Genomic DNA, 25363 nt, shown 5'->3' with positions numbered 1-25363 from the left:
CCCCGTCCATCAACCAGATTTCAAGCCACGCTCTTGGTGAGTTTTGGCTTTTGCTGCTCGACACGGGCGAGACCCGCTCCGGCGATGACGCGGTCACGGCCCTCAGCCTTTGCCTGATACAAAGCGCGATCCGCGGCATTGACGATCTCCGCCCATGAGGCGCCGAGCTCCGGGAAGGCGGCGACCCCGAACGACGCGGTGATGGTGCCGAGCGTGCGGCCGCGATGCGTGACATGCAGCTGCTTAATCGCCTTGCGCAACGCTTCGGCGCGATCGGCGCCATCGGACAGTGACGTTCCCGGCATCATCAAGGCAAATTCCTCGCCGCCGTAGCGCGAAACCACGTCGCTTTCCCTGACATGGTCGACCAGCGTGGCGGCCACCTGCTTGAGGACGAGATCCCCCGCTTCGTGGCCGAACGTATCGTTGAACTGCTTGAAATGATCGACGTCGAGCATGATCAACGTCAGCGGCTGCTCGGCACGTTCCAGGCGCCTGAGCTCGCGGCTGCTGGTCTCCTCGAGGTAGCGGCGATTGTAGAGCCCGGTGTTGGGATCCCGGATCGACTGCTGCCGCAACGTCTCGCGCAGACGCAGATTGGCAAGCGCCAACGCCAGCGTATCGACGACGCCACGCAGTATCTGCTGCCGTTCGGCAAGCCACTCCGGCTTGTCAACGGCATTCGGCTCGCACAGATGCAGGATGCCAAGTGTCTCTCCCTGCGCTGCTAGAGGCATACAGACATAACCGCGGCCGCCATTTTCGGTGATGTGGTTGCAGCGCGGCGTCAGCATGCCTGGACCGGCGACGTGCTCCTGGCCGCGCCGCAGCGCCCAACAATCTTCCGGTCCGAACTGGCCGACGCTCGACCGGATGGTGCCCCAATGCGCCATCTCCTCCACCAGGTTGCGCGACGCACTGGTCAGATGAACGGTTCCGCTCAATCCGCCGAAGAAATCAGGCATGGCGGAGCCGACGACGGAAAATGCCTCGTGAAAAGTGACGCAGGCCTGAAGCAGTTCGCCGAGCTTGACCAGGCGGGTCGTGGCCTCCGATGTCTCTTTCAGTTCACGATTGAGCCTCGCCAGTTCTTCGGCACGATCGTGCACCGCCCGCTCGGCACTGCGCAGGTCGCTGATGTCGCTGAGCGTCAGCACGATGCCGCCATCGGCGCGGTTGAGCGGATTGCAGCTGACGACCACGGGCAAGGAGGTCCCATCCGGTTTTGCCAGCCTCACCTCATTCTGGTGGCGGCGGCCGGTGGTCATGGCCAGTTCGACCGGAGATGTTCCCGACGCGGGCTTGTCTCCCGACGGCCCCCGGATATCCAGGGCCGACTGCCAGTCCTGCCCCACGACCTTGTCGCTGCGCCGCCCGATGATCTCGGCTGCCGCTGGATTGACGGACACGACCTGACCCTTGCCGTCGATGACGGCGATGCCTTCGGCAACGGTCTGGACGATGTCTTCGATGTAGGCCTTCTGATCGACAAGTTGAGCGCGCGAGGCTTCGATTTCGGAGGCCATAGTGTCGAACCCTTGCGCCAACTGTCCGAACTCGTCATCGGAGGTGCGGCCGATACGGGCCCCAGCGTCGCCGCGCGCCAGCGATTCGATGCCGCGGTTGAGACCAGCAAGGCCTTTACTGAAGCCTCGCAACAACAGGAAGGCGGAGGCCGCCGCGATCAGCACGGCTGCCGCGGTACACAGGCCCACAAGCCACAACATATCGTTCGTGCGCTGCTGTGCGGCACGCAGCAGCGGCGTATACTCGAACAGGACGGCGCCGACGATCTTGCCGGGTGCATCCTCGATCGGCACCGCAACCAGGTCAATCGGGTCGGCCACGTCGGCACTGGCCTCGACGAAGTTGCGCGGCACGCCGTCGTCAATCGTCCGGGCGATTTCATTGCCGGGATCGTAGTCGAACGTCGTGCCGATATTTTGCTCTTCTCCCGGAACGTCGGCGAAAATAACCTTGTTTTTGTCTACGATGACGAGATCGCGTTTCGAGCGGCCGTGCTGCAAAGTCACGAATTCGCGGAGCCCATCGGGTCTCTCGAATAATGAACGCGGCGCGTCCGATGCCCTGAAGGCAATAGTTTCGGCCAACTGCCGTGCGACGCTTGTCGCCTCGGCCAGCGCCACGGATTTGGTCAGCGATATCTGCGAGATGATCGCAACGCCGCCGACCAGGCCGATCAAGGCCACGGCGCTGAACAATGTCGCGACTATCTGGGTTCTTATGCGCACCGGGCTGCCCCTACTCGGACAGCAATCTAAATGCCAAACACTGACCCAACGTTAAGAAACCGCCAATATCGTAAATTTGCCGTTAAGCCACACCGGCCAGCTGCACTCCCAACGTGGGCGGTTCAGCCCGTCCGCACGATGGCCTGCCACAGGCGCGGATAGTCGAGGACGAAACCGAGCGGCGAGACCTCCAGTGTCTCGTGGTAGCCGAACATCGGGGCGGCATAGGCGTAATGTGCAGCATCGACGCGCTGATAGGTTTGCTCGAGGCGAACGAGCCTGAGTTCGGGAAATGTCAGATAGGCTGCCGGCGCGGGCGTCGCCATACCGACATCGAGGGCAAAACGGCGAAGCGCCAAAAGGTTTGTGGCGGGCGTGAAGCCGAGATCGACATCGATGAGACCGTCGACTTCCGCTTGATGCTCGCCGTTCAGCGTCCATTGGCGCTCGGTCAGCCGGTCGATCCTGTAATGCAGCTCTTGCGTGCCGAGAAAGCCGTCGGCGCGCGCCGATCGTGTATGCCAATCGGCGTCGCAGTCCGCCTCGTAGGCGATGCTGCACGGCTCGCCGTCCTCGACGAAAAGCGCGTGTCCCCTGAGGTTCCACCCGGAACTCGCTTCCGACAGAAGGCAAGCGTCGTGGCCTTCCTGGTCAAGCCGGCGCCAAAGAATGGAAGCAACCGCTCGCATCATTGCGCACTCCTCCGAACCCGATGTCTCTGCTTCGTCCGTCAAGCCTAGGCGTTTCCTTCCGGCACACCATCAACTGACACGTGCTGACACAAATGCACCGGCAAAAGGCGGCGCCGGAAGGCATCGCGCGCATCGCACCGCCGGCGGTGAATTTCGCGCCTTGACATTCGCAGCCTCGCGCCCGACTTCCTAGCGTCCGAGGAGACCACGCCATGCCAGAGCCCCGACGATCGACGATCGATGCCGGAGAGGTGGAACGCTTTTCCGCCCTTGCCGCCGAATGGTGGAACCCGAACGGCAAGTTCCGCCCGTTGCACAAGTTCAACCCGATCCGGCTTGCCTATATCCGCGACCAGGTGGCGGCCCGCTTCGGCCGCGATCCGCGTGCGGCACGGCCGTTCGAAGGCCTGCGCTTCCTTGACATCGGCTGCGGCGGCGGGCTTTTGTGCGAGCCGATGGCGCGGCTTGGCGCCGAAGTGGTCGGCGCCGATGCCTCCGCCACCAACATCGAAGTGGCCAAGCTGCATGCGGCGGAAGTCGGCGTGAGCGTGGATTATCGCGCCACGACCGCGGAAGACCTTGCCGATGCCGGCGAAAAATTCGACGTCATCCTCAACATGGAAGTGGTCGAGCATGTCGCCGATGTCGATCTGTTCCTGGCCAAATGCGGCGAGATGGTAAAGCCCGGCGGCATCATGTTCGTCGCCACCATCAACCGCACGCTGAAGGCCCTGGGGCTGGCCATCATCGGCGCCGAATATGTGCTGCGTTGGCTGCCACGCGGCACCCACCAGTTCGGCAAGCTGGTGCGCCCCGAGGAACTGGAAAAGGCGCTTGCCGGCGCCGGCCTGACCGTCATCGACCGCACCGGCGTCACCTACAACCCGCTCGCCGACCGCTGGCAGCGCTCGAAGGACATGGACGTCAACTACATGGTGCTGGCGGAGAAGGCATCCGTCTGAAGCTTACGCCTTCTGGCCCCTATGGCCTCTGGCTTTGCGCCTTGGTGGTGATGAACACGCCGGCGGTGATGATGACGGCACCGGCCCAGGTCAGCAGTTGATAGCGCTCGCCGAGGAAGAGCGTCCCGGCAAACAGCCCGACCGCCGCCGCGACATAGCCGATCTGGCTGAGATAGACCGGGCCGCCGACCGCTTGCGGGCGGAAGAAGAAGGCGAACATCGCCGAGGCTGATGCCACCTGTGCCGCGGCGACCAGCGGCACGCCGCCGAGCGAGCCGAATGCATTGCCGCCAAGCAGGACCAGAATGCCGGCAACCAGCATCAAGGCTGCTGCCAGATGGCTGCCGACGGCGAGCTCGATCGGGCCGGTGCCTTCGGGCCAGTCGACGGTGCGGTAAATGTTGCCGGCGGCGAGGCTGACCGGGATGAGCAGGCCCATCGCAACCCAGAAAAATTCGGCCGGCTGGCCCGCTTCGCCGCGCGTCACCGCCACCATGACTGCGCCGACGAAACCGACGACTATGCCGACGATGCCCAGCATGGTCGGGCGCCTGACGCCGAGCAGCATCGAGAACACCAGCGTGACGACCGGCGACAGCGTGAACATGATGCCGCTGTAGCCGGCGCCCAGATGCGGAATCGCTGAAAACATCAGCAGATTGGGGATTGCATATGAGACGGCCGCGGTGACGAAGAAATAGCGCAGCCTGTGCGGCGTAAGCCGCATGCGCTTCCCGTTGAGCAGCAATGCGCACAAAAGCACGCCGCCGGCACCAAGCGAGATGACGAAGGCCCAGACCATGGCGGCCACGCCGGCCGCCGTCGCGATCTTGCCGAACGGCAGCGTCAGGCCGAGCAGTCCACCGGTGACGACCAGAAGGCCAAGCGCCGAGTCCCAGAGAAATTTCATCGCACCGTCCCGTCGCCCGTTCGCGGCCCTTGGCCTACACCAGAAGCTGAGGTAAGATAAGGTAAAGATTCTTCACGTCAAGATACATAACGGTGAGAGACATGGATCGCGCAGCAAAAGCGATCGGGCAATGGAAAAAGGAACGGCCGGATCTCGATGTCTCGCCGATGGCCGTGCTCGGACGGTTGAACGAGGCCGCCTCGCTGATCGCACGAGAGCGGCTAGCGCCGCTGTTTGCAAGTTACGGGCTGCAATCCGGAGAATTCGATGTGCTGGCGACGCTGCGTCGTTCCGGGCCGCCATACGCGCTGACGCCGACGGCTCTCTACGAGGCGACGATGGTAACGTCGGGCGCGATGACCAACCGCCTCGATCGGCTCGAGAAATCCGGCCTGATCAAGCGCGGGCCGCACCCCGACGATCGCCGCGGCATTGTCGTGCAGCTGACTAAAAAGGGTCTGGCGTTGATCGACGAGGCGGTTACCGCTCACGTCGCCAACGAGCACCAGATACTTTCCGGCCTGATACGCCCGGAGCAGATCATGCTCGCACGCCTGCTCGAAAAACTGATAGCGAGCCTAGGCTAACCCAGGGCGGCCAAGAGGGCCGGCCGAGAGGGTGGAAAGCTTAAATCCTGGTCGCCGAGCCTCGTTTGGGCCGGCGAACAGCTCTGATCTTGCCGCTGTTTCCGCCGCCACAGAAAAACTGGTCGCCGCCATCGGATTCGAGCCCCGACACGCCTGTTCCCGGCGGCATATCGAGCTTCTCAAGGACCTTTCCCGTTTCAGGATCGATCCGCCTGACATCGCTCTCCTCACCCTCCCAGGTGCCATGCCATAGCTCGCCGTCGACCCAGCTGACGCCGGTGACGACGCGGTTGGAAACGATGGTGCGAAGGATTGCCCCTGTCTCGGGATCGACCTGATGAATCTTTCGGCCCCGATGCTGCCCGACCCAGAGCGTTCCTTCGGCCCAGGCGAGCCCGGAATCACCGCCATTGCCGGGCGCCGGGATCGTCGCCAGCACCTGGCCATTCTTCGGATCGATCTTCTGGATACGATCCTCGGCGATCTGATAGAGGTGCTGGCCGTCGAAGGCCGTCCCGGCGTGTGCCGCGACCTCGATCGAGCGCACCACTTTGCCGCTTGCCGGATCGAAGGCGTTCAATCTGTCGCCTGAGGCAAACCAGACATGCTCACCGTCGAAGGTAACGCCGTCCACGTGGTCGACACCCGGAAAGGGTCCATATTCTCGAAGGATTTCGGCTGCGGATCGTTCCATAATTCCATCCTAGTAGCCCGGCAGTGGGCCGGGGAGTAACAAGATTGTCGGGAAACCCGTCAGCGGCGGGGTCATCCAGCGACGCGCCCGTCCGCGGCCGAACGACTGCACCTTGCCGGCCTGGGCGAGCTGCTCGAGCGCTCGCTGCACGGTACGCGAACTGGCTCCAAGCGCAATCGACAGGGCCGAACTCGACCAAGATTCGCCGTCGGCGAGGAAGGCGAGCATGGCGGCATGCTCTTCTTCGACGGGTGGCGCCAGCACGACGACCTCACCTGCGCGGCGCGGGGCCAGCGCAAAGCCCCGCTTCGTCGCGCTCACATCCGCCAAGCTCCGAAGCTCCGCGCGAAGCCGCCCGACTTCGACCCGTAACCGAGCGCGATGTGATTCGTCCGCGTCCTTTCCGCGGAAAGCGCGCGCAATGAGCGTCGCTCTTGCCACGTCCCCCGGCCAGGCTTCGGCCAGCGCGCGGGCCAGCGCGAACAGCACCGGGCGGGTCGCCAGCGAGACGACGGTGTCTGCGACCCGCACCACATTGCGGCATGCATCCACCACGAGCGCCCCCGACGCCAGGAGCGCCTCGACTTCATCGAGCAGGAGGGGCCGTTCCCCGCCACGCGCGACAAGGCGTGCGGCCGGCGTGTCCAGCACCAGCGATGCGCTCTCCACCTCCGCGATCAGCGCGGGGATGCCGGACGCGCGCGCCGCCCGCGCCGCCAGGCCAAGCGCGGCGCGCGCAGGGCCGGTCCGCAAGCGGCGGATGGCGATGCCGGCGACAGCCAGCTCGTGGGCGGCCCGCGATGCCGGCGGCAGCGGCGAGGGATCGAAGCCGTCCAGCCTGCGCTCGGCTTCGTCGAGATGGCCGATCAGCAGCAGGCGCCGAACGTCGAGGTTGCGCGCATGCGCGGCGTTGACGCGGTCGCCATGCTTTTCGAGCGTCGCCCGTGCGGCGTCGAGTGCCTTGGCCGGCCAGGTAAGGTCGCGCGAGACGAGCGCGATCTCGGCCTCGGCGACGATACACCGCGCGCGGGCCACGGCCTCCCTCGGGCTGAATGCGCGCGCCGCCCTCTTGAGAAGAACCTTCGCCCGAACCAGGTCGCCAAGCTGCGCCATCGCGATACCGCGCAACGCCAGTGCCGGCGCATCGTCGCGCAGCGCAACCCGCTTCAAGGCGCCGAGCGGATCGCCCGTCGCCAGCGCATGCGCCGCGGCCGTGATCAGCGAGTCCATCGGAATCCCGTCACACTTGTCACTCCCATGGCTTCGATGCCCGGCGCTAAGTCCATCTCACCAACCAGTCGTATCGACAACGGCGACTGTAGCCAACCTGAGTTGCGGCGCGCCAACGCTCGAACACAACGATAAGCATTAGGAGAGACGCAATGAAGATCGAAGGTACAACCATCCTGGTGACTGGAGCCAACCGGGGCATCGGTCGGGCACTGGTCGAGGAAGCCCTGAGCAGAGGCGTAAAGCGCGTCTATGCCGCAACCCGCCAACCGATGGCTCATCCGGACCGGCGTGTGACGTCCCTGACCATGGATGTGACCAACGCTGCGCAGATCCGGGAAGCCGTCGAGAAGATCGATGCTCTCGATATCCTCATCAACAACGCCGGCGTATCGCCCATCGATGACCTCAGCGACCGTCGTGTGCTCGAACAACAGCTCGCCGTAAACCTCTTCGGCTCGTACGACGTTACCCAGGCTCTGCTGCCGTTGCTCGCCCGGTCGCGGGGAGCCATCGTCAACATTCTGTCGCTGGCCTCGATTGCCGCCGTGCCGTTCAGTCCGGCCTACTCGGTCTCGAAGGCGGCCTCGTTCTCGCTGTCGCAGTCGTTGCGCACCCTTTTGGCCGGACGGGGTGTCAGCGTCCACAGGGTCCTTCCCGGCCCGGTGGACACGGACATGACCCGGGGCCTGGACATCGCGAAAGCCTCTCCGGAGTCTGTCGCGCGCGCGATCCTGGACGGCGTGGAGAACGGCGAAGAGGAAATCTTCCCCGATCCCATGTCGGAATCCCTGGCGGAGGGCTGGCGCAGCAGTGCAGTCAAGGCGCTTGAACGCCAGTTTGCAGCCTATGCGGAAGCAAGCCCGTCAAGTGAAGCAAGCCCGTCAGGCAGTGGGTATGAAAGAAGCAGCGAAACGATTGCCCGCGAGCCCCATCCTTGCTGCTCGGCCTGAAATTGCGGACGCTTGTGCGGGGGGCGGCGGCATCGCCGCTCTGGGCGGAAGCGAATCCCCCACAAGCGAAACGGAGCATCATTTTCGCTTGTCGAAATGCGCTTCAGCTTCTTGTCGCCTGATACGCCTCTGATATCGCCGCCGGGCGAAAAAGACGATCAAGTCTGCCAGCCAACCTGGAGCATTGAGATGGAGCAAGGCATCACGCGCGCTATCAATTTGCCGACCATTCATCGCTACATTGGAAAAATCCGAAGGTTCCGTTTGTCGAGCTTCGACCCATTGACGAATACTCGCCCCGTCCGGCAGTTTCGCCGCAAAAGCCAGTTCACGTCTCATGCAAACCCACTCCACCCGGTGGCGCAATTCCTCCTCATAGCCAATGCCTCGCTGATGGAGACGCGCATGCGTCGCCTCATGCACTATCGCGCTGGCGATCTGGTCGGTCAGCGTGTGCTCGCCTAGAACAAATCGCCGATCAAGCTCGCAAGTCGAAGTCGATTTCACAAATTGCGCAACGGCACCTGGATTGATTGTAATCCAGATCCGTTTGAGATCGCGGACCAGGCGGCTATATCGAACAGGGTCAAATTCTTGAATCAATCGCAGCGCGGCGGCAACCTTATCTGCATCTTTCCCACCGCTCTCGCCATTATAGAAAATTGGCAACCCATCGATCGTTCTCTTGTCGATCGACTTTATAGCCAACCAGCTGAAAACACGGATCACTATCTCTGAACTACGCCGCTTTTCAGTCTTCTCCGGATGGGGCAAGACTTTCCTCAGTTGCGGTCGTCGGGGAAGCTTGGAATAGGCATGAACTCGACGCCGTCTTCGGCCAGGCTCTTGGCCTCGTCTAGCGTCGCCTCGCCATAGATACCGCGCGGATCGCTTTCACCGAAATGGATCTTGCGCGCTTCCTCGGCGAATTTGTCGCCGACATAGTCGGCATTCTCGCGCACCTTGTCGGCCATGGCCTTGAGCTGCACCAGCGCCTGCTTCTGCGCCTCGCCCATGGCCAGCGCGATGCTTTCGCGCTTGCGCCCGGTGGAGACGGCAGGCGCCATCAGCGCCTTGTCGACCTTGTGCGAGCCGCAGGCCGGGCAGTCGACGAAGCCGCGCTTCTTCTGGGTGTCGAAATCGTCGTTGCTGCGGAACCAGGCTTCGAATTCGTGCTCGTGTTCGCAGATCAGGGAAAAGCGGATCAAGAGGCGGCACCCCTGAGACGCGGCGCCTGCGCCGAACCGGCGTTTACGGCAAAATCGCGTGCGTTTTTGAGATTCGGTATCTTTTTGCGCGCAGCGACTGACTGCGCCGGGTCGATCTCGGCGACGATCACCCCCGGCTCGTCATGCGCCGCCTCGGCGATGACGCGGCCCCAGGGATCGACGATCAGCGAATGGCCATAGGTTTCGCGGCCGTCCTCGTGCACGCCGCCTTGCGCGGCGGCAACGACATAGGCGCCGTTCTCGATGGCACGCGCCCTGAGCAGCACGTGCCAATGCGCTTCGCCGGTCTGGCGGGTGAAGGCGGCGGGCACCGAAAGCAGATCGGCGCCGGCCAGCGCCTCGGCACGGAACAGCTGCGGAAAGCGCAGATCGTAGCAGACGGCAAAGCCGAGCTTCGCGCCATTGATTTCGGCGACGACGGCCTCGGTGCCTGGCTCATAGGCGGCGGATTCGCGCCAGCTCTCGCCTTCGTCGAGATCGACGTCGAACATGTGGATCTTGTCGTAGGTGGCAATCGTGGCGCCGTCCGGCCCGAACAGAAGGGCGCGGTTGGCAAGCTTGCCGTCGGCGCGCAGAATGGCGGTCGAGCCGATATGCAGGAAAATGCCGAGCTCGCTGGCCAGCCGCCGCGACGTCGAGACGACGATGTCCTTGTCTTCGGAGGTGAAGGAAGCGGCCCGCGCCTGGCTGTCCCGGATCAGCGCGCCGGTCATTTCCGGCGTCTGGATATAGGTCGCGCCAAGGCCTGCTGCCTCGCGCACCAGCCGTTCCAGATCGACCGCATTGCGCTCCGGGCTGGTTCCCGAACGCATCTGGATCGCCGCCGCCTTGAAACCACCCATCGTCATGTCCTTATCTGGCCGAGCCGTTGGCGAGCAATTTGTCCAGCCGTCCTTCCGCCTCCAATTCGTGGAGATCGTCGGAGCCGCCGACATGCGTGTCGCCGATGAATATCTGCGGAAAGGTGGAACGGCCGTGAGCGCGGGAGATCATCTCCTGGCGCAACTCCGGCGAAAAGGAGGCGTCGTGCTCGGTGTAGGCGACACCCTTCCTGTCGAGCAGCCGCTTGGCCGCGGTGCAATAGCCGCACATCATCCGCGTGTAGATCGTCACATCGACCATCGGTCAGCAATCCTGCCTCGTTCCTAGGCTATATAGGCGCCGATTCGTCGGCCCGAAAGTCCCCCGGCAGCACACGCGCGAAGGTCAGTACGTCGACCGCGCCGGCACCGCCCTTCTTCAACGCCTTGGCGACCGCGCGGACGGTGGCGCCGGTGGTGTAGACATCGTCGATCAGCAGCACCCGGCGGCCGGCGATTTCGATCTCCGCGTCATCAGGCACTTTGAATGCGGCGCGAACATTTTCCTCGCGTTCCCGCCGCTCAAGCCCGACCTGCTGGCGCGTGAGTTTGACGCGCCTGATGGCTGATGGCGCGAAAGGCCGCTCCCCGAGCTGCGCCACCGCCCGCGCCAGTTCCGCCGACTGGTTGAACTGCCGTCGGAAGAAACGCCGCCAGTGCAGCGGCACCGGCACGACCACATCGGCCTCGGCGATGAGTTCGGCACCGGCGCGAAGCATCCAGCGCGCCATCCACGGCGCCAGATCGGTGCGGTCCTGGTATTTCAGCCCTTGCACCATCTGGCGGGCAACGCCGGAATAGGCAACCGCCGCCCGCGCGCGTTCGAACGGCGGCGGGTCGGCTATAGCCTCCGCCGACAGGAAACCCTCACCCATATTGTGGGTGAACGGCGTGCCCATCACCGGGCACCATGGCCGTTCCAGCAACCTGAGTTTCGGCCAGCAGGCGCCGCACAACACGCCGGGCTGCGAGACATGGCGGCGGCAGCCGGCACAGACCGGCGGGAACAAGAGGCGCGCTGGCCAGCCCAATGCCTTGCGGGCAATGCTCTTGATCGCAATACGCTTGATCTCTGGCATGGGATCGGCCACGTGGTTGGTCCTCCGCATCACTATATCAGAGAGCGAAGCACAAGGACCTGCCAATTGCAGCCTGTAATTGACACCTCGCTCTGGCTGGCGCGCAAGCGCCGGGCACTGACCCGTCCCATCGCCGGCGCGGATTTCCTCATGCGGCGGGCGGCCGAGGATCTTGCCGACCGGCTCGGCGCCGTCGAACGCAGGTTCGGCAAGGCGGCCTCATTGTTTTGCCAGACGCCGGCAGCAGCAGAGGTGCTCGCCGAAAGCGGCAAGGTGACGGAAAACGTGCGCGTCGAGGCCGACGCCGCTTTCCTGGGTGGCCAGCCAGGACTGTTGGCGCCGTTGGAAACCGTGCCATTCGAGCCGGAAAGCCTCGACCTCGCAGTCTCGCTGCTGTCGCTGCAGGCGATGAACGACATTCCCGGCATGCTGGTGCAGGTCCGCCGGGCGCTGAAGCCGGACGGGCTTTTCCTCGGCGCCTTCGCCGGCACAGGCACACTCTCCGAACTGCGCGAAAGCCTGCTTGCCGCCGAGACCGAACTCTATGGCGGCGCCAGCCCGCGTGTGATCCCGTTCACCGACGTCCGCGATGCCGGCGCGCTGCTGCAGCGCGCCGGCCTGGCACTGCCGGTTGCCGACGTCGAGACGATCACGGTGCGCTACGATTCGCTATTTGGCCTGGTCGCCGACCTGCGCGCCATGGGCGAGACCAGCGCGCTTGTCGACCGCAGCAGGCGACCGGGCACGCGAGCGCTGTTCGCGCGCGCCGCCGAAATCTATGCGGAGCGGTTTTCGGATGCCGATGGCCGCGTCAGGGCGAGTTTCTCGGTGGTCTGGATGTCAGGCTGGGCGCCCGATGCCTCTCAGCAAAAGCCGCTGAAGCCGGGCTCCGCAAAAATATCGCTGAAGACAATCCTGGAAAACCCCGGCGGCCCCTGAGCGCATCCTTGCGCAAAAGCTAAGCGTATCCCACGCAAAAGCTAAGCGGGTCACTGTGCAAAGGCGTTGGCAAGCTTGCTGCTGTTGTCGCTGAACAACCACTGGATGGCGCCGGCAGCCTGGCCAATACCAGCGACAATGGCAAGCGACAGCACGGCGACGATCAAACCATATTCGATAGCCGTCGCACCCCTCTCGTCTTCTAGAAATCGTTGCAGCAAGATTTTCATGGGCGCCCATCCCTCTTGCCCGAACCTAGCGCCGACCCGTTAAGAAAGGTTAATGCGACAGGCTTAACGCGCGGTGAACCAGCTGCATTCTAGGAAACAGCCGAATCCTAGAGATCTGTTGAGGAGTCAGCAGTCGCCGCTGCTTCTGCCATCGGCCCGTATAACGCAGACCGAACTGGGCAGCGGCTGCAGCACGCTCTTGCGTAGCGTATAGCTGTCGCGCTGGCCGATCGAGCCGGTGCTCATCGTATCAAGCCCGTCGCGGGCAAACTGCGAGCGGGTCCGGCTGTCGAGGTAGGGCGTCGCGATCAAGGCCAGAGCCACCGCGGCCGAGCCGAACAAGAGGGCGATGCGCAATATTCCCATGCCGGCATTGGCGGCGCCAGGAAGGCGGTCCGGCCAAGGCGAGTCCCGGTCCTTTTCAAGGCTCATGCCAATCGCTCCCCAGCGGTGGAATCGGCGTAACCGCCTAGCGTCAATTTTTCACGGTCAGATAAATCTTTCATTAACGCTGCTGCCAGCGCGTTGCGGCGCTGCCCGATTTACGGCAGGTCGGCCGTTACAGCAGATCGATGAGGAACTGGATCAGCGGGGCATCGGCCGGCGGCATTGGAAAATCGCGCATCTGGCGCGGCCGCACCCATTTCAGCACCTGGCCTTCCTTCGGCTGGGCAATGCCGCGGAATCGACGGCAGACGAACAGCGGCATCAGCAGGTGAAAATCATCGTAGGAATGGCTGGCGAAGGTGAGTGGCGCCAGGCAAGGGATGTCGGTTTCGATGCCGATCTCCTCGTACAATTCGCGGATCAGGCATTGTTCCGGCGTCTCACCGGGCTCGACCTTGCCGCCCGGAAACTCCCACAGGCCGGCGAGTTGCTTGCCTTCGGGCCGCTGCGCCAAAAGCACGCGCCCGTCGGCATCGACCAGCGCGCAGGCCGCGACCAGGAGCAGGCGTTTGCCGATCGTATCCAAGCCGCTCATGCGCCGGGTGGCCGGCGATAGCGATAGCGATAGACTTCGTCGAATCCGAGCGAACGGTAGAGCGCCAGCGCCGGCGCGTTGTCCGCCTCGACCTGCAGCCAGGCTTCCCGCGCCCCGCGCAGCCGCGCCCATTTCAGCGCCGACCGGATGAGATGGCGGCCATGGCCCTGGTTGCGCACCGACCTGTCGGTGGCGATCTCGAACAGGCCGGCAAGGTCGCCGTCATGCACGCAGATCAACGTTGCCAGCGGTTCGCTGCCGGCCTCCAGCGCAAACAGCCCGGCCTCCGGCTGGATGGCGCCGATGATCTCCGACAGGCCCGGCCGCAGCGACACATCCGAGCCGCTCACCTTGAGCGCCGCGCCGATGAAACGGCTGATGTCCTTCAACGGAATCTGGTCCATGGCGTCGTCGAGCGTGGCGTCCGCCAGCGGCAGCCGCATGACCAGCGACTCCGCGAATGTGCTCCAGCCTTCGCCGTCGAGGTACTTTGAGAGATCCGGCCCCGACAGCGGCGAGATGCGAAAGGTCAGCGGCCTGCCATAGGCGTCGAAGCGGCGGCTGGCACGGCCGATGCGCTCGGCAATGTGCTGGATGTCGCCCGGATCGAGCGGATTGACCGAGTTCAGCCGCTTGGCCGGGTGGCCGGCCGTCAGCCGAACCACCCAGGTGCCGTCATAATGGACGGCGGCCGCCGGCCAGGCGCGAAAGCCGGCCGCCTCATAGCGGCGCACGATCGCCAACACGCTTGCCGGATGTCTGGAAGCCAACGCCATCAGCTCCGATAATCGCCGTTTATGGCGACATATTCCTTGGTGAGATCGCAGGTCCACACCGTCGCCTTGCCGCGGCCGATGCCGATATCGGCGCGGATGCGGATCTCGTCGCGCTTCATATACGCCGAAGTCGCCTCCTCGGAATAGGCGGCGTCGCGCTCGCCCTGATAGGCCAGGCGGTTGTCGCCGAACCAGATCGACAGAAGGTCGCGGTCGGCCGGTTCGCCGGCCTTGCCGACGGCCATGACGACGCGGCCCCAATTGGCGTCCTCGCCGGCGACTGCCGTCTTGACCAGCGGCGAATTGGCGATCGACAGCGCGATGCGCTTGGCCGAGCGGGCCGATTTGGCCCCGGTGACGGTGACCTCGACCTGCTTGCGGGCGCCCTCGCCGTCGCGCACCACCTGCAGTGCCAGCGATTTCAGCACCTTGCCAAGGGCACGGCGGAAGGCGCCGAGGCGCGCATCCTTGGGGTCGGAAATTGCCGGCGCGCCACGCCTGGCGGCAGCACCCGTGGCGAACATCAGCAGCGTGTCGCTGGTCGAGGTGTCACTGTCGACTGTAACCGCGTTGAAGGTCTTGGCCGTGCCACGCGACAGGAGGTCCTGCAGCACGGGTGCTGCGATCGGCGCATCGGTGGCGATGAAGGAAAGCATCGTCGCCATGTCGGGCGCGATCATCCCGGCCCCCTTGGCGATACCGTTGATGGTGACGTCGGCATCGCCGAGCTTGACCGTCGCGGTCGCCAGTTTGGGATAGGTGTCGGTGGTCATGATCGCCTTGGCGGCTTCGGTCCACAATTCCGGCTTGCCGTCCTTGACGAGACCGGCCAGCAGATGGCTGAACTTGCCGGCGTCGAGCGGTTCGCCGATCACGCCAGTCGAGGCCAGGAACACCTCGCCCGCTGTGCAGTCGGCCGCTTTCGCCGCCACCTCGCCCGTGAGTGCCGTCGAGGCGCGGCCTTTCTGGCCGGTAAAGGCATTGGCATTGCCGGAATTGACGACCAGCACGCGTGCTTTGCCAGCCACGAGGTTCTGCCGGCAGAAATCAACTGGCGCCGACGGGCATTTCGACCTGGTGAACACGCCGGCGACGGTGGTGCCGGCGTCGAACACCATGGCCAGCAAGTCGGTGCGGTTCTTGTATTTTATGCCGGCCTCGGCGGTGGCGATGCGCACGCCCTCGATCACCGGCATCTTGGGATATTTCTTCGGCGCGAGCGGCGAAACCTGTGTGGACATGGAAGACCCCGGGCGGGAAAAATCGCGAAAGGAACGCCGGTTTGCCCGATAGCACGCGCTGGCGCAAGGCGTTTCACAGCCGTTACGGGTGCCGGAAGCCTGACACCGCCTCATGCAGCAAGCAGGCTGTTGCAAATTTGTTGGCGTCGCTGCGACCGATAGCGCTATGATCCTGCCCCATGGGCAGGCTTGTGGTCTTGGCACTGGCGTTTCTGGGCTTTCTGCTGCTGCGCGCCGATGCGCAGACGGCGCGGCGCGTGGCGCTTGTGGTCGGCAACGGCAGCTACGCCGAAGCCGGCACGCTGGCCAATCCCGTCAACGATGCGCTCGACATCGCCGACAAGCTGCGCGCCATCGGTTTCGAGGTGATCGAAGGCAACGATCTCGGCAAGCGCGAGCTCGAACGCAAGATCGGCGAATTCTCCGATGCGCTGCAGGGTGCCGGTGCCGGGCTGTTCTATTATGCCGGCCACGGCCTGCAGGTCGACGGGCGCAACTTCATCGTGCCGGTCGACGCCCGGCTGGACATGCCGGTCAAGCTGCAGCTCGAGGCGGTGCCGATCGACGAGGTTCTCGACATCATGGAGCAGCAGACCAAGGTCAGCCTGGTCTTCCTCGATGCCTGCCGCAACAACCCGTTTGCCCGAAGTCTCAGCCGCAGCACCACGACGCGCTCGGCGACGGCTCTCGCCGGTCTTGCCCAGTTCGAGTCGACACGCGGCTCGTTCATCGCCTTCTCGACGGCGCCCGGCGCCGTCGCAATGGACGGGACGGGGCGCAACTCGCCCTTTGCGGCGGCACTTTTGCGGCATATGGCCGAGCCCGGACAGAGCATCAACGACATGATGATCGCGGTGCGCCGCGACGTCGTTTCCGCAACGCGCGAGGCGCAGCGTCCCTGGGAGCAGGGGTCGCTGCTCGAGCGTTTCGAATTCGTTCCGGGCGCAGACACTGCCCAGCAACCGAAACCGGCCGTCAGCCCGGCTCCCGCGTCGCAGGTGGCTGCGCTCGAACGCTCCGTCGGCGACAAGAGCGCCATCGAGCAGTTTCTGCGCCAGGACTATCTGGCGCCTGATGCCAGGAGAATGCGCGAAACCGTCAAGCGGCTATACGGTTCGTCGGCCATCATCTACGGCACGCGCTACGACAGCGAGGCGATCGTCAAGGTCAAGACCGACTGGTTCGCGCAATGGGCATCGTGGTCGTTCGGTCTCGAGCCCGGCAGCCTTGAGGTGACGCCGCACGGCCAGGACCGTGCCGACGTGGTTTTCGCCATGCGCTACGACTATGTGCCGAAGGACAAATCGGCGCAGCGCCTGACCGGCAAGGCGCGGGTGACGCTGGAACTCGTGCTCGCCGATGGCGCGTGGCGCGTTGCGTCGGAAACGTCGCAAGCGCTGGAATGAACATCAGCGGACCGCTGGGTTGATGAACCCGCGAAACACCCGCTGCACGCCCGGAATCAGCCCCCAGATCATGATCGAGACCATCAGCGGCGCGATGACCAGCGTGCGCTGCCAGATTTGCCATTCCTGCGTCAGCGGAAAAACCACGTACAAAATGGCAGTGATCAGCGGATACACGCCGAGCAGCACCAGCAGGGCGAAGCGCAGGCGCGAAAAGCGGGTCACGGCGGTCGAGTTCATCAAACTCTCCTTATCGTTACGGAACGTTCCGTTACATATAAAACGGATCGTTCCGTTTCGTCAAGAGTTGTATATGATGGCTGCTGAAATCGCGGGTAAGGAAGAAGAGATGGGCGAAATCACCGATCCCGGGCGCAAGTCGGCTGGCGCACGGCGCAGCCCGGAAAGCGCCGATGCCATTCTCGATGCCGCCGAGGCGGTACTGGTCGAAGCCGGCTATTCCGGCTTCTCGATCGAGGCGGTGGCGCGCCGCGCACGCGCCGGAAAACCGACGATCTATCGCTGGTGGCCAAGCAAGGCCGCCTTGCTGCTCGATGTTTACCAGCGGCAAAAGCGCGTCGACAATCCCGATACCGGGAACCTTGCGGAGGATCTCGTCGGCTTCCTGAAGAGCTTGTTCGCGCATTGGCGCGACACATCGTCGGGCAGCGTGTTCAGATCGCTGATTGCCGAGGCGCAGTCGGACGAAAAAGCCGCCGCCGCCCTCGCCGAATACGCAAGAGGGCGTCGTGTCCATACCGGCCAGATGGTCGAACGCGCCAAGGCAAGGGGAGAGATAGCTGCCGACGTCGATGCCACTGTCGTCGCCGACTTGATCGCCTCGTTTGCCTGGGCGCACCTTCTGACAGACCGCCTGGACGAGGACGAGGCGATCTTACGCAGGGCGGTCGGCTATGTCTTGAAAGGCATCGTCGCTGAGGATGCCGGCGACGCCACGGCGGTCCGGCGGCGGCGTCGACGCATCATCGCTCGCCCTACCAAATAGAAGCGACAGGGCGGCAGCGCGCCCTGTCGTAGCCCAATCTGGCCTATTTGGCGCTTTCCAGCGCGTCGACCGTCTTCTTCAGGTTCGCATCGGGGATGTCGACCTTGGCGTTGGCGCGCAGCGACTTGACCAGCGCGAAATACTTGTCGCGGATGACCGCCTGGCGCGCCTGGTCCTTGACCTGGTCGAACGCCGGCGGCTGCTTGGTGCGCTTGTCCTCGACCTTGATGACATGCCAGCCGAACTGCGACTGCACCGGCTGGTCGGTATATTTGCCGACCGCCAGCGCAAACACCGCCTTGTCGAATTCCGGCACCATCTGGCCAGGTCCGAACCAGCCGAGATCGCCGCCGCTGGTCTTGCCGCTCGGATCGCTGGTGTGCTCGTTGGCAAGCTTCTGGAAGTCGGCGCCGCCGTCGAGCTGCTTGATGATGGCGTCTGCCTCCTCCTTCGTCTTCACGAGGATGTGACGGGCGTGCACCTCATTGGTGGGCGGCGTGTTGGCGATTTCCTGGTCGTAGCGGGCGCGGACCTCGGCATCGGTAACCTTGTCGACGACGCCCTTCTCGACCATTTCGCCATGCAGCGCGCGCTGCTGCAGGAAGGCCATGCGGCGCTGGAAGTCGGGATCCTTGTCGAGGCCGGTGGTCACCGCCTGAGCCGCCATCACGCGGATTTCGATCGCCGCCGAAAGCGCCGCGGCGCGGCGCTGCTCGGGCGGAAGCTGCGCGAACTGCTGCGACAGCTCGCCCTCGGCAAGCCCAAGGTCTGCCTCGGTCAGCGTCTGGCCGTTGATGGTGGCGACCACGGCGTTCGGATCGACCGGCTTGGCCGCCGGAGCGGGTGCTGCCGGCTGGGCAGGGGCGGCTTCCTGTGCCATCAGCGGCGACAGCGAGAGGGCCGATAGCCCGAATGCCAGACCAAGGCTGGCGAGCGACGCGCGGCGGAACAATACTGACATTACGATTATCTCCAAAGCGGGGTAGCTAGAGCGGAATGGCTTCCAGACCAGCAAGATTGTGGCGGAATTTGGCGCGGTCGACAGGGCGAGCGCGGCGTTGACATCGAATGAGCCCCCTCTTATCTGTCCAACGACTTTGCGTCCAGAACCGTTTTCCGGGCGCTTTTTGCGTTTGTCCGCGTTCACGTTGAGTTGATGGGGCCAGCCGGCGCCCGTCGCAATGACTTGGAATGCTATCGAAAGGGCCATTGGATGGTCAGTCTCGGCGGTCTCGCCCGTAAGGTTTTCGGCTCCTCCAACGATCGTCGGGTCAAATCGACCCGGCCGCGCGTCGAGGCGATCAATGCCATGGAAAACGAGATGCGGGCGCTTTCCGACGCCGAGCTTCAGGCCCGCACGGACAAATTCCGCCAGGACATCGCCAACGGCGCCAGTCTCGACGACCTCCTGGTGCCGGCCTTCGCCACCGTGCGTGAGGCCGCCCGCCGCGTGCTCGGCATGCGGCCGTTCGACGTGCAGCTGATCGGCGGCATGGTGCTGCACAATGGCGGCATCGCCGAGATGCGCACCGGCGAAGGCAAGACGCTGGTGGCGACGTTGCCGGTCTACCTCAACGCGCTCGCCGGCAACGGCGTGCATGTCGTCACCGTCAACGACTATCTGGCCACGCGCGACTCCGAATGGATGGGCCGCGTCTACAAATTCCTCGGCCTCAAGGTCGGCGTCATCGTCCACGGCCTGTCCGACGAGGAGCGCCGCGTCGCCTACGCCGCCGACGTCACCTACGCCACCAACAACGAGCTCGGCTTCGACTATCTGCGCGACAACATGAAATACGAGCGCGCCCAGATGGTGCAGCGCGGTCACAGCTACGCCATCGTCGACGAGGTCGATTCCATCCTGGTCGACGAAGCGCGCACGCCGCTGATCATTTCCGGTCCGCTCGAGGACCGTTCGGAAATGTACAACACCATCGACACCTTCATCATCCAGCTGCAGCCGCAGGACTACGAGATCGACGAGAAGCAGAAGACGTCGATCTTCACCGAGGAAGGCACCGAGAAGCTGGAGAACATGCTGCGCGATGCCGGCCTGCTCAAGGGCGAGTCGCTCTACGACGTCGAGAACGTCGCCATCGTCCACCACGTCAACAACGCGCTGAAGGCGCACCGGCTGTTCCAGCGGGACAAGGACTACATCGTACGCAACGGCGAGATCGTCATCATCGACGAGTTCACCGGCCGCATGATGCCCGGCCGCCGCTATTCGGAGGGCCTGCACCAGGCGCTCGAAGCCAAGGAGCATGTGGCGATCCAGCCGGAGAACCAGACGCTCGCCTCGGTCACCTTCCAGAACTATTTCCGCCTCTACAAGAAGCTCGCCGGCATGACCGGCACGGCGCTGACCGAGGCCGAGGAGTTCGCCAACATCTACAATCTCGACGTCACCGAGATTCCGACCAACCTGCCGGTCATCCGCATTGACGAAGACGACGAGGTCTACCGGACGGTCGAGGAGAAATACAAGGCGATCGTCAAGGAGATCAAGGAAGCCCGCGCCAAGGGCCAGCCGACGCTGGTCGGCACGACTTCCATCGAGAAGTCCGAGCAACTGGCCGAGCGCCTGCGCAAGGAAGGTTTCAAGGATTTCGAGGTGCTGAACGCCCGCCACCATGAGCGCGAGGCGGCGATCGTCGCCCAGGCCGGCAAGCCCGGCGCCATCACCATCGCCACCAACATGGCCGGCCGCGGCACCGATATCCAGCTCGGCGGCAATGCCGACATGCGCATCGCCGAGGAGCTTGGCGACATGCCGGCCGGCCCCGAGCGCGAGGCCAGGGAAAAGGAAATCCGCGACGACATCGCCCGGCTGAAGGAAAAGGCGCTCGCCGCCGGCGGCCTCTACGTGCTCGCCACCGAACGCCATGAATCGCGCCGCATCGACAACCAGTTGCGCGGCCGCTCGGGCCGCCAGGGCGATCCCGGCCGCTCGAAATTCTTCCTGTCGCTGCAGGACGACCTGATGCGCATCTTCGGCTCCGAGCGCATGGACGGCATGCTGCAGAAGCTCGGCCTCAAGGAAGACGAGGCGATCATCCACCCCTGGATCAACAAGGCGCTGGAAAAGGCGCAGAAGAAGGTCGAGGCGCGCAACTTCGACATCCGCAAGAACCTCTTGAAATATGACGACGTCTCCAACGACCAGCGCAAGGTGGTGTTCGAGCAGCGCATCGAGCTGATGGACGGCGAGGGCCTGTCCGAGACCATCACAGAGATGCGCGAAGGCGTCATCGAGGAGATCGTCGCCAAGAACATTCCCGAAAACGCCTATGCCGAGCAGTGGAACGTTGCCGGCCTCAAGGCCGAGATCGCCGAATTCCTCAATCTCGATCTGCCGGTCGAGAACTGGGTCAAGGAAGAAGGCATCGCCGAGGACGACATCCGCGAGCGCATCAGCCAGGCCGCCGAGGCCGCCGCCAAGGAACGCGCCGAGCGCTTCGGCCCCGACGTGATGACCTATGTCGAGCGCTCGGTGGTGCTGCAGACGCTCGACCATCTGTGGCGCGAGCACATCGTCAATCTCGACCATCTGCGCTCGGTCGTCGGCTTCCGCGGCTATGCGCAGCGCGATCCGCTGCAGGAGTACAAGGGCGAGGCGTTCGAGCTGTTCCAGGCGATGCTGGGCAATCTGCGCCAGGCTGTCACCGCGCAATTGATGCGCGTCGAACTGGTTCGCCAGGCGGCCGATGCGCCGCCGCCCGAGGCGCCCGACATGTTCGGCAGCCATATCGACGGCTTCACCGGCGAGGACGATTTCGAAGGCGGCGAGACGGCCGTTCTGGTCCGCCAGGAGACCAACGCCATCGTCGCCCCCGAAGATCGCGACCCGAAGAACCCGGCGACCTGGGGCAAGGTCGGCCGCAACGAGGCTTGCCCCTGTGGGTCGGGCAAGAAATACAAGCATTGCCATGGGGCGTTTGCGTAAGGCACTGCTTTCCTTCGCCCCGTTCACGGGGAGAAGGTGCCCGAAGGGCGGAGCCAGCGTTTGCGATTAGCCAATCTCCCCACCTGAGGGGGAGATGGCCGGCAGGCCAGAGGGGGGCGCGAAGGATCGCCGGCCTTTGATTTATTCGCTTCTCAAATCAACCCCGAATCGCGCGCCGCGGCGGTGGCTTCGCCGCGCGAAACCGCGTCCAGCTTGCCCAGAACCGCCGAGACGTGGTGATCGACCGTCTTCGGCGAGATGGTCAGGTGCTCGGCAATCCGCTTGTTGGAAAAGCCGCGCTCGATCAGTTGCAGCACCTCCATCTGGCGCTGGGTCAGGCCGGCGCGATTGGCGCGCGTGGTTCGGCGCGGCCCCCTTGCGATGCCGTTGACACCGTTGCGGCGCATGATATCGCGCAGGTGAACGGCGACCGGTCTGGCGCCGAGGCTTTCGAAAATCTCCAGCGCCAGGCGCTGCGCGGTCTCGTCGCCCTCTGCCAACGCCAGCCCGCGTTCGTAGGGCGCGTTCATCTCGGCCCATAGTTCTGCCGCCGCCCGCCAGTCGCCGGCGAGCAACAGCCGGTAAGGCGCAGCCATGCCGACGGTATCGCCTGGATCCATGTCCGGCGCCAGCTTCTGCCGCCACGTCGCCAGCTCGCCGAAAACCGCCCGCGTCGTCGACAAGCTCTCAGCCAGTGCGATCAGGCCGAGCGCCTCATCCTTGTCAGCCTGGCCGAGCCACGCCCGTTCGGCCATCAGCGCCGCATAGGGCGCCAGCCGCTGCAATTCCAATCCCTTGTCCAGGAACTTCGTCATTTCGGCAAAAAGCGGCTCGGCGGACGGGTCGCCGCGCCGTATCCGCAGCTTTGCCAGGGCGACCACGGCGGGATAGCGGACCAGCATCGTCGCCTGGTCGTTGGCGATCACCTCGAGCGCCTCGCCGGCAGCCTCTTCCCATTGCCCCTGGCGCAGCAGCAACTGGGCCAGCACGCCGCGCATATAGTCGCGCCAGGTGACGAGATCGTTTTCGACGCAATAGTTGATGCCGCGATCGAGGAACGACCGCGCCTCAGCGAAGCCGAGCTGGTTCATCTCGCTGCAGGCGCTGTTGGTGAAGGCGCGCGCCGCATGTTCCTGAAAATTCTGCTCCAGCGCGATCTCCAGGCTTCGGGCAAGGTGCAGCCGTCCGTTTGCCAGATCCAGCCACTGCTCGGCGCTGCCGACATTGTTGAGCGCGTGGCAGACGATGTCGGGCCGGTTCAGTTGTTCGGCGAGCGCAATCGCCTTGTTGCCGAGCCGCAGCGTGTCGTCGAGCCTTTCGGCCAGCATCGCCAGTTGCGAGAGGTTGGAATAGGCCATGGCGAGCTCCGGCCCGGCCGGCGCGGTCTCCAGCAGCTGAACCGCCTGCTCGCCAAGGGCATCGGCAGCCATGCGGTCGCCAAGCAGGTAGGCAAAGCGCGACAGCCATCTGAGGCAATCCCCTTCCTTCGCCGTATTCCCCTGGGCCTGATGCAGCCGGCGCGCCTGGTCCTGCGCGGCGATGGCCTCGTCGATCTTGCCGATGAGGTGGCACTCGAAGGCATATTTCTCATGGAGCGCCGTGCGCTCCTCCACCGGCAGGCTGACGGCCTGCCGCAACACGGCTTCGTAGAAGCCGGCCGCATCGCGATGGGCGCCGACGCGGGAGGCCTCGCGCGCCGCAACCGGGGCCAGTTCGCGCACTGCCTGCAGATTGTGCGCCTCCACCGCGTGATGCACGAGGCGGCCGGTGGAGACCTCACTGTTTTCGAGCAGGGCGGCCAGGGCGCGCTGGTTGAACTGCCGCCGGTGGCTCGTCGTCAGCATCGCTTCGATGGCGCGGCGGGCGATCTCGTGCCGGAACGCATAGCCGTCTCCCAGATCCTCCAGCAAGCCGTTGGCGACGCATTCGGCAAGCTGGCCGGCGCTGGCGACGCCGCACAGGCCCTGCAACGCCCAGGCATCGGCCCGCCGTGGAAACACCGACACCGCGTCGAGCATCGCGCGGGCGCCGGCCGACAGGCGCTCGGCGCGCGCCAGAACCGCGTCGCTGAGCAGCGGCACGTCGAGGCGCGCGACGCTGCCTGCCGGTATCTCGCCGAGCGCGCGGCGCACCCGCATCTGTCCCTCGCTGCGATCGGTGCGCGCCGTCAGCAGCAGCAAGAGATGCCTGTTGGCGATGCGCCGACCGAGAAAGCGGACGAAATCGAGCGTCGCATCATCGGCCCAGTGCAGGTCCTCGATCACCAGCAGGGTCGGCTGCGCCTTTGTCTCGAAGATGTCGAGCGCATCCGAAAACAGCGGCAGCCTCTGTCCTTGCCGATAATCGATCGCCTGCGGCAGCGCCCATTGCGCGTCCCGCGCCAGATCGTAAAGCGGCCCGAGCGGATCGGGTACCGACAGATCCTCGCAGGCGCTGCGGAATATGCGCGTGGCTTGCGCAGTCCGGTCGATGAAGGCCTCGACAAGCGCGGTCTTGCCGGCTCCGGCCTCGCCAGCAAGCACCGCGACGCAGCCACGCCCGCGCCCGGCATCGGCCAGCAGCCCGTCGAGTCGATCCAGCTGTGTCTGCCGTTCCAGAAGCATCATTCGCTCACGCAGATCGAGTTCGCCGAAAAGGCGGACCCGCGATGGACCCGCCAACATATCCCCCGTCCATAACGCTGCCAACATAGGGAATCGTCCCGCCAAAAATGGGGAAAGGTTCCGATGTGCGCTCTTGCCGGGCGTGATCAATGTCGAGCCGCGCTCAAACCGGGCGTGACCCACTGGAGAAAGGAAGGCTTCGATGCCTCGCTATCTGATTGAACGCACATTCCCGGACGGCCTCAACGTGCCGATGAACGAAGCCGGCGCCGACGCGCTGGGCGGTGTCGTCATGCGCAATGCCGAAAAGGGCGTTACCTGGCTGCAGTCCTACGTGTCGCCGGACAAGAAGCGCAGCTTCTGCATCTACGACGCGCCCTCGCCCGAGGCGATCCGCAGCACCGCCCAGAAGAATTCGCTGCCTGTCGACAAGATCACGGAGGTGCGGGTTCTTGACCCCTACTTTTACCGTTGATGGCAGGCAAACCCCAAGTGGCGGACAAAAGGATGAGTATCAAACTGCCATTCGCGGCAATTGCGACATGCCTGATAGCATGCCGGTCGGCGAACCGGCGCCTGTCGTGGGAAACCCCGGCGGTTCCCTGCTTGGCCGTCTATGGCGGATCGCCGCGGCGCTGCCTTCGCGTCTGCTGGGCAGGCGGCGCCGGCTGCCCCCGCAAGACGATTATCTGAGGCAGGACATGGGACTGCCGGACCGTGAGCAGCGGCGCGAATACTGGGAATATTATTGGTGGGACCATTAGGCCGCCGCGCCGTTTGGACGGG

Annotated in this window: 27 protein-coding genes; 9 read left to right on the top strand and 18 right to left on the bottom strand. The window is 64.5% G+C overall.

Annotated elements, in window-relative coordinates:
- Positions 1 to 20: 20 nt before the first annotated feature.
- Positions 21 to 2252, bottom strand: coding sequence for a sensor domain-containing diguanylate cyclase (locus tag NKJ20_RS10235; protein WP_352743871.1), 2232 nt, complete (start codon positions 2250 to 2252; stop codon positions 21 to 23).
- A 122-nt stretch (positions 2253 to 2374) separates the two neighbouring features.
- Positions 2375 to 2944, bottom strand: a complete 570-nt coding sequence (locus tag NKJ20_RS10230; protein ID WP_352743869.1) for a putative glycolipid-binding domain-containing protein — start codon at positions 2942 to 2944, stop codon at positions 2375 to 2377.
- 212 nt (positions 2945 to 3156) lie between these two features.
- Between NKJ20_RS10230 and ubiG the strand changes: the two genes are divergently transcribed.
- Positions 3157 to 3906, top strand: a complete 750-nt coding sequence (gene ubiG / locus NKJ20_RS10225) for a bifunctional 2-polyprenyl-6-hydroxyphenol methylase/3-demethylubiquinol 3-O-methyltransferase UbiG (protein ID WP_254816707.1) — start codon at positions 3157 to 3159, stop codon at positions 3904 to 3906.
- A gap of 19 nt (positions 3907 to 3925) precedes the next feature.
- On the opposite strand, the gene NKJ20_RS10220 is transcribed toward ubiG, so the two are convergent.
- Positions 3926 to 4816: a DMT family transporter gene (locus tag NKJ20_RS10220; protein WP_352743867.1), complete on the bottom strand. Its 891-nt coding sequence runs from the start codon at positions 4814 to 4816 to the stop codon at positions 3926 to 3928.
- Positions 4817 to 4917: 101 nt separating this feature from the next.
- Here NKJ20_RS10220 and NKJ20_RS10215 point away from each other — a divergent pair, with 101 nt between their 5' ends.
- Positions 4918 to 5403, top strand: coding sequence for a MarR family winged helix-turn-helix transcriptional regulator (locus tag NKJ20_RS10215; RefSeq protein ID WP_352633862.1), 486 nt, complete (start codon positions 4918 to 4920; stop codon positions 5401 to 5403).
- A gap of 40 nt (positions 5404 to 5443) precedes the next feature.
- On the opposite strand, the gene NKJ20_RS10210 is transcribed toward NKJ20_RS10215, so the two are convergent.
- Together NKJ20_RS10210 and NKJ20_RS10205 are read right to left on the bottom strand one after the other, a co-directional pair.
- Positions 5444 to 6097: a Vgb family protein gene (locus tag NKJ20_RS10210; RefSeq protein ID WP_352743865.1), complete on the bottom strand. Its 654-nt coding sequence runs from the start codon at positions 6095 to 6097 to the stop codon at positions 5444 to 5446.
- Between the two features lie 9 nt (positions 6098 to 6106).
- Complete coding sequence (locus tag NKJ20_RS10205) at positions 6107 to 7327, bottom strand: helix-turn-helix domain-containing protein (RefSeq protein WP_352743864.1); 1221 nt, start codon at positions 7325 to 7327, stop codon at positions 6107 to 6109.
- A gap of 152 nt (positions 7328 to 7479) precedes the next feature.
- Here NKJ20_RS10205 and NKJ20_RS10200 point away from each other — a divergent pair, with 152 nt between their 5' ends.
- Positions 7480 to 8280 carry an SDR family NAD(P)-dependent oxidoreductase gene (locus tag NKJ20_RS10200; RefSeq protein WP_352743862.1) on the top strand — a complete coding sequence of 267 codons (801 nt, stop codon included), beginning with the start codon at positions 7480 to 7482 and terminating at the stop codon, positions 8278 to 8280.
- Between the two features lie 78 nt (positions 8281 to 8358).
- Here the strand turns inward: NKJ20_RS10200 and NKJ20_RS10195 are convergent, their stop codons facing one another.
- Genes NKJ20_RS10195 through NKJ20_RS10175 form a run of 5 tightly spaced genes read right to left on the bottom strand, consistent with a single transcriptional unit; the run spans position 8359 to position 11460 of the window.
- Positions 8359 to 9054: a hypothetical protein gene (locus NKJ20_RS10195; protein WP_352743860.1), complete on the bottom strand. Its 696-nt coding sequence runs from the start codon at positions 9052 to 9054 to the stop codon at positions 8359 to 8361.
- Between the two features lie 8 nt (positions 9055 to 9062).
- Complete coding sequence (locus NKJ20_RS10190; RefSeq protein WP_352743859.1) at positions 9063 to 9488, bottom strand: DUF1178 family protein; 426 nt, start codon at positions 9486 to 9488, stop codon at positions 9063 to 9065.
- A complete protein-coding gene (locus tag NKJ20_RS10185; RefSeq protein ID WP_352743857.1) occupies positions 9485 to 10351 on the bottom strand; it encodes a carbon-nitrogen hydrolase family protein in 867 nt (288 codons plus the stop codon). The genes NKJ20_RS10190 and NKJ20_RS10185 overlap by 4 nt, the downstream gene beginning before the upstream one ends.
- Positions 10352 to 10361: 10 nt before the next feature.
- Positions 10362 to 10631: a glutaredoxin 3 gene (gene grxC, locus NKJ20_RS10180; protein ID WP_352743855.1), complete on the bottom strand. Its 270-nt coding sequence runs from the start codon at positions 10629 to 10631 to the stop codon at positions 10362 to 10364.
- Between the two features lie 28 nt (positions 10632 to 10659).
- On the bottom strand, positions 10660 to 11460 hold the full coding sequence (locus tag NKJ20_RS10175; RefSeq protein ID WP_352743853.1) for a ComF family protein: 801 nt from the start codon (positions 11458 to 11460) through the stop codon (positions 10660 to 10662).
- Positions 11461 to 11514: 54 nt separating this feature from the next.
- Here NKJ20_RS10175 and NKJ20_RS10170 point away from each other — a divergent pair, with 54 nt between their 5' ends.
- Positions 11515 to 12387, top strand: a complete 873-nt coding sequence (locus NKJ20_RS10170) for a methyltransferase domain-containing protein (protein WP_352453067.1) — start codon at positions 11515 to 11517, stop codon at positions 12385 to 12387.
- Between the two features lie 50 nt (positions 12388 to 12437).
- Here the strand turns inward: NKJ20_RS10170 and NKJ20_RS10165 are convergent, their stop codons facing one another.
- The 5 genes from NKJ20_RS10165 to argJ all read right to left on the bottom strand — a co-directional run bounded on the left by NKJ20_RS10165 (position 12438) and on the right by argJ (position 15616).
- Positions 12438 to 12617 carry a Flp family type IVb pilin gene (locus NKJ20_RS10165; protein WP_352453066.1) on the bottom strand — a complete coding sequence of 60 codons (180 nt, stop codon included), beginning with the start codon at positions 12615 to 12617 and terminating at the stop codon, positions 12438 to 12440.
- A 126-nt stretch (positions 12618 to 12743) separates the two neighbouring features.
- Positions 12744 to 13049 carry a hypothetical protein gene (locus NKJ20_RS10160; RefSeq protein ID WP_352743852.1) on the bottom strand — a complete coding sequence of 102 codons (306 nt, stop codon included), beginning with the start codon at positions 13047 to 13049 and terminating at the stop codon, positions 12744 to 12746.
- Positions 13050 to 13176: 127 nt separating this feature from the next.
- Positions 13177 to 13599 carry a (deoxy)nucleoside triphosphate pyrophosphohydrolase gene (locus tag NKJ20_RS10155; protein WP_023677979.1) on the bottom strand — a complete coding sequence of 141 codons (423 nt, stop codon included), beginning with the start codon at positions 13597 to 13599 and terminating at the stop codon, positions 13177 to 13179.
- Positions 13596 to 14375 carry a GNAT family N-acetyltransferase gene (locus tag NKJ20_RS10150; RefSeq protein ID WP_352743850.1) on the bottom strand — a complete coding sequence of 260 codons (780 nt, stop codon included), beginning with the start codon at positions 14373 to 14375 and terminating at the stop codon, positions 13596 to 13598. The genes NKJ20_RS10155 and NKJ20_RS10150 overlap by 4 nt, the downstream gene beginning before the upstream one ends.
- The gene (gene argJ, locus NKJ20_RS10145) at positions 14375 to 15616 is read right to left on the bottom strand and encodes a bifunctional glutamate N-acetyltransferase/amino-acid acetyltransferase ArgJ (RefSeq protein WP_352471333.1); all 1242 of its coding nucleotides are present in this window, start codon (positions 15614 to 15616) and stop codon (positions 14375 to 14377) included. Before argJ ends, NKJ20_RS10150 begins: the two co-directional genes overlap by 1 nt.
- 179 nt (positions 15617 to 15795) lie before the next feature.
- On the opposite strand from argJ, the gene NKJ20_RS10140 reads away from it, so the two are divergent.
- Positions 15796 to 17022 (top strand): caspase family protein, encoded by a 1227-nt coding sequence (locus NKJ20_RS10140; RefSeq protein ID WP_352743849.1) that lies wholly within the window; start codon positions 15796 to 15798, stop codon positions 17020 to 17022.
- 3 nt (positions 17023 to 17025) lie between these two features.
- Here the strand turns inward: NKJ20_RS10140 and NKJ20_RS10135 are convergent, their stop codons facing one another.
- Positions 17026 to 17262 carry a putative antibiotic biosynthesis monooxygenase gene (locus NKJ20_RS10135; RefSeq protein WP_352621682.1) on the bottom strand — a complete coding sequence of 79 codons (237 nt, stop codon included), beginning with the start codon at positions 17260 to 17262 and terminating at the stop codon, positions 17026 to 17028.
- Positions 17263 to 17371: 109 nt separating this feature from the next.
- Between NKJ20_RS10135 and NKJ20_RS10130 the strand changes: the two genes are divergently transcribed.
- The gene (locus tag NKJ20_RS10130; protein ID WP_352743888.1) at positions 17372 to 18028 is read left to right on the top strand and encodes a TetR/AcrR family transcriptional regulator; all 657 of its coding nucleotides are present in this window, start codon (positions 17372 to 17374) and stop codon (positions 18026 to 18028) included.
- A 43-nt stretch (positions 18029 to 18071) separates the two neighbouring features.
- Here NKJ20_RS10130 and NKJ20_RS10125 read toward each other — a convergent pair whose 3' ends face one another.
- Positions 18072 to 18989, bottom strand: coding sequence for a peptidylprolyl isomerase (locus tag NKJ20_RS10125; RefSeq protein WP_352456658.1), 918 nt, complete (start codon positions 18987 to 18989; stop codon positions 18072 to 18074).
- A gap of 252 nt (positions 18990 to 19241) precedes the next feature.
- Between NKJ20_RS10125 and secA the strand changes: the two genes are divergently transcribed.
- Positions 19242 to 21974, top strand: coding sequence for a preprotein translocase subunit SecA (gene secA, locus NKJ20_RS10120; protein WP_352503207.1), 2733 nt, complete (start codon positions 19242 to 19244; stop codon positions 21972 to 21974).
- A 152-nt stretch (positions 21975 to 22126) separates the two neighbouring features.
- On the opposite strand, the gene NKJ20_RS10115 is transcribed toward secA, so the two are convergent.
- Entirely contained in the window at positions 22127 to 24637 is a 2511-nt protein-coding gene (locus tag NKJ20_RS10115) for a helix-turn-helix transcriptional regulator (RefSeq protein WP_352743847.1), read from the bottom strand.
- Positions 24638 to 24779: 142 nt separating this feature from the next.
- Here NKJ20_RS10115 and NKJ20_RS10110 point away from each other — a divergent pair, with 142 nt between their 5' ends.
- A complete protein-coding gene (locus NKJ20_RS10110; RefSeq protein WP_023677971.1) occupies positions 24780 to 25052 on the top strand; it encodes a DUF4242 domain-containing protein in 273 nt (90 codons plus the stop codon).
- 67 nt (positions 25053 to 25119) lie between these two features.
- Positions 25120 to 25341 (top strand): hypothetical protein, encoded by a 222-nt coding sequence (locus tag NKJ20_RS10105; RefSeq protein ID WP_352743846.1) that lies wholly within the window; start codon positions 25120 to 25122, stop codon positions 25339 to 25341.
- Positions 25342 to 25363: the final 22 nt, after the last annotated feature.

This window comes from Mesorhizobium sp. M0185 (assembly GCF_040322175.1).
Classification (GTDB): Bacteria; Pseudomonadota; Alphaproteobacteria; order Rhizobiales; family Rhizobiaceae; genus Mesorhizobium.
Note: the sequence above shows the minus strand (reverse complement) of the source record. Positions and strands in the feature narration are given on the sequence as shown.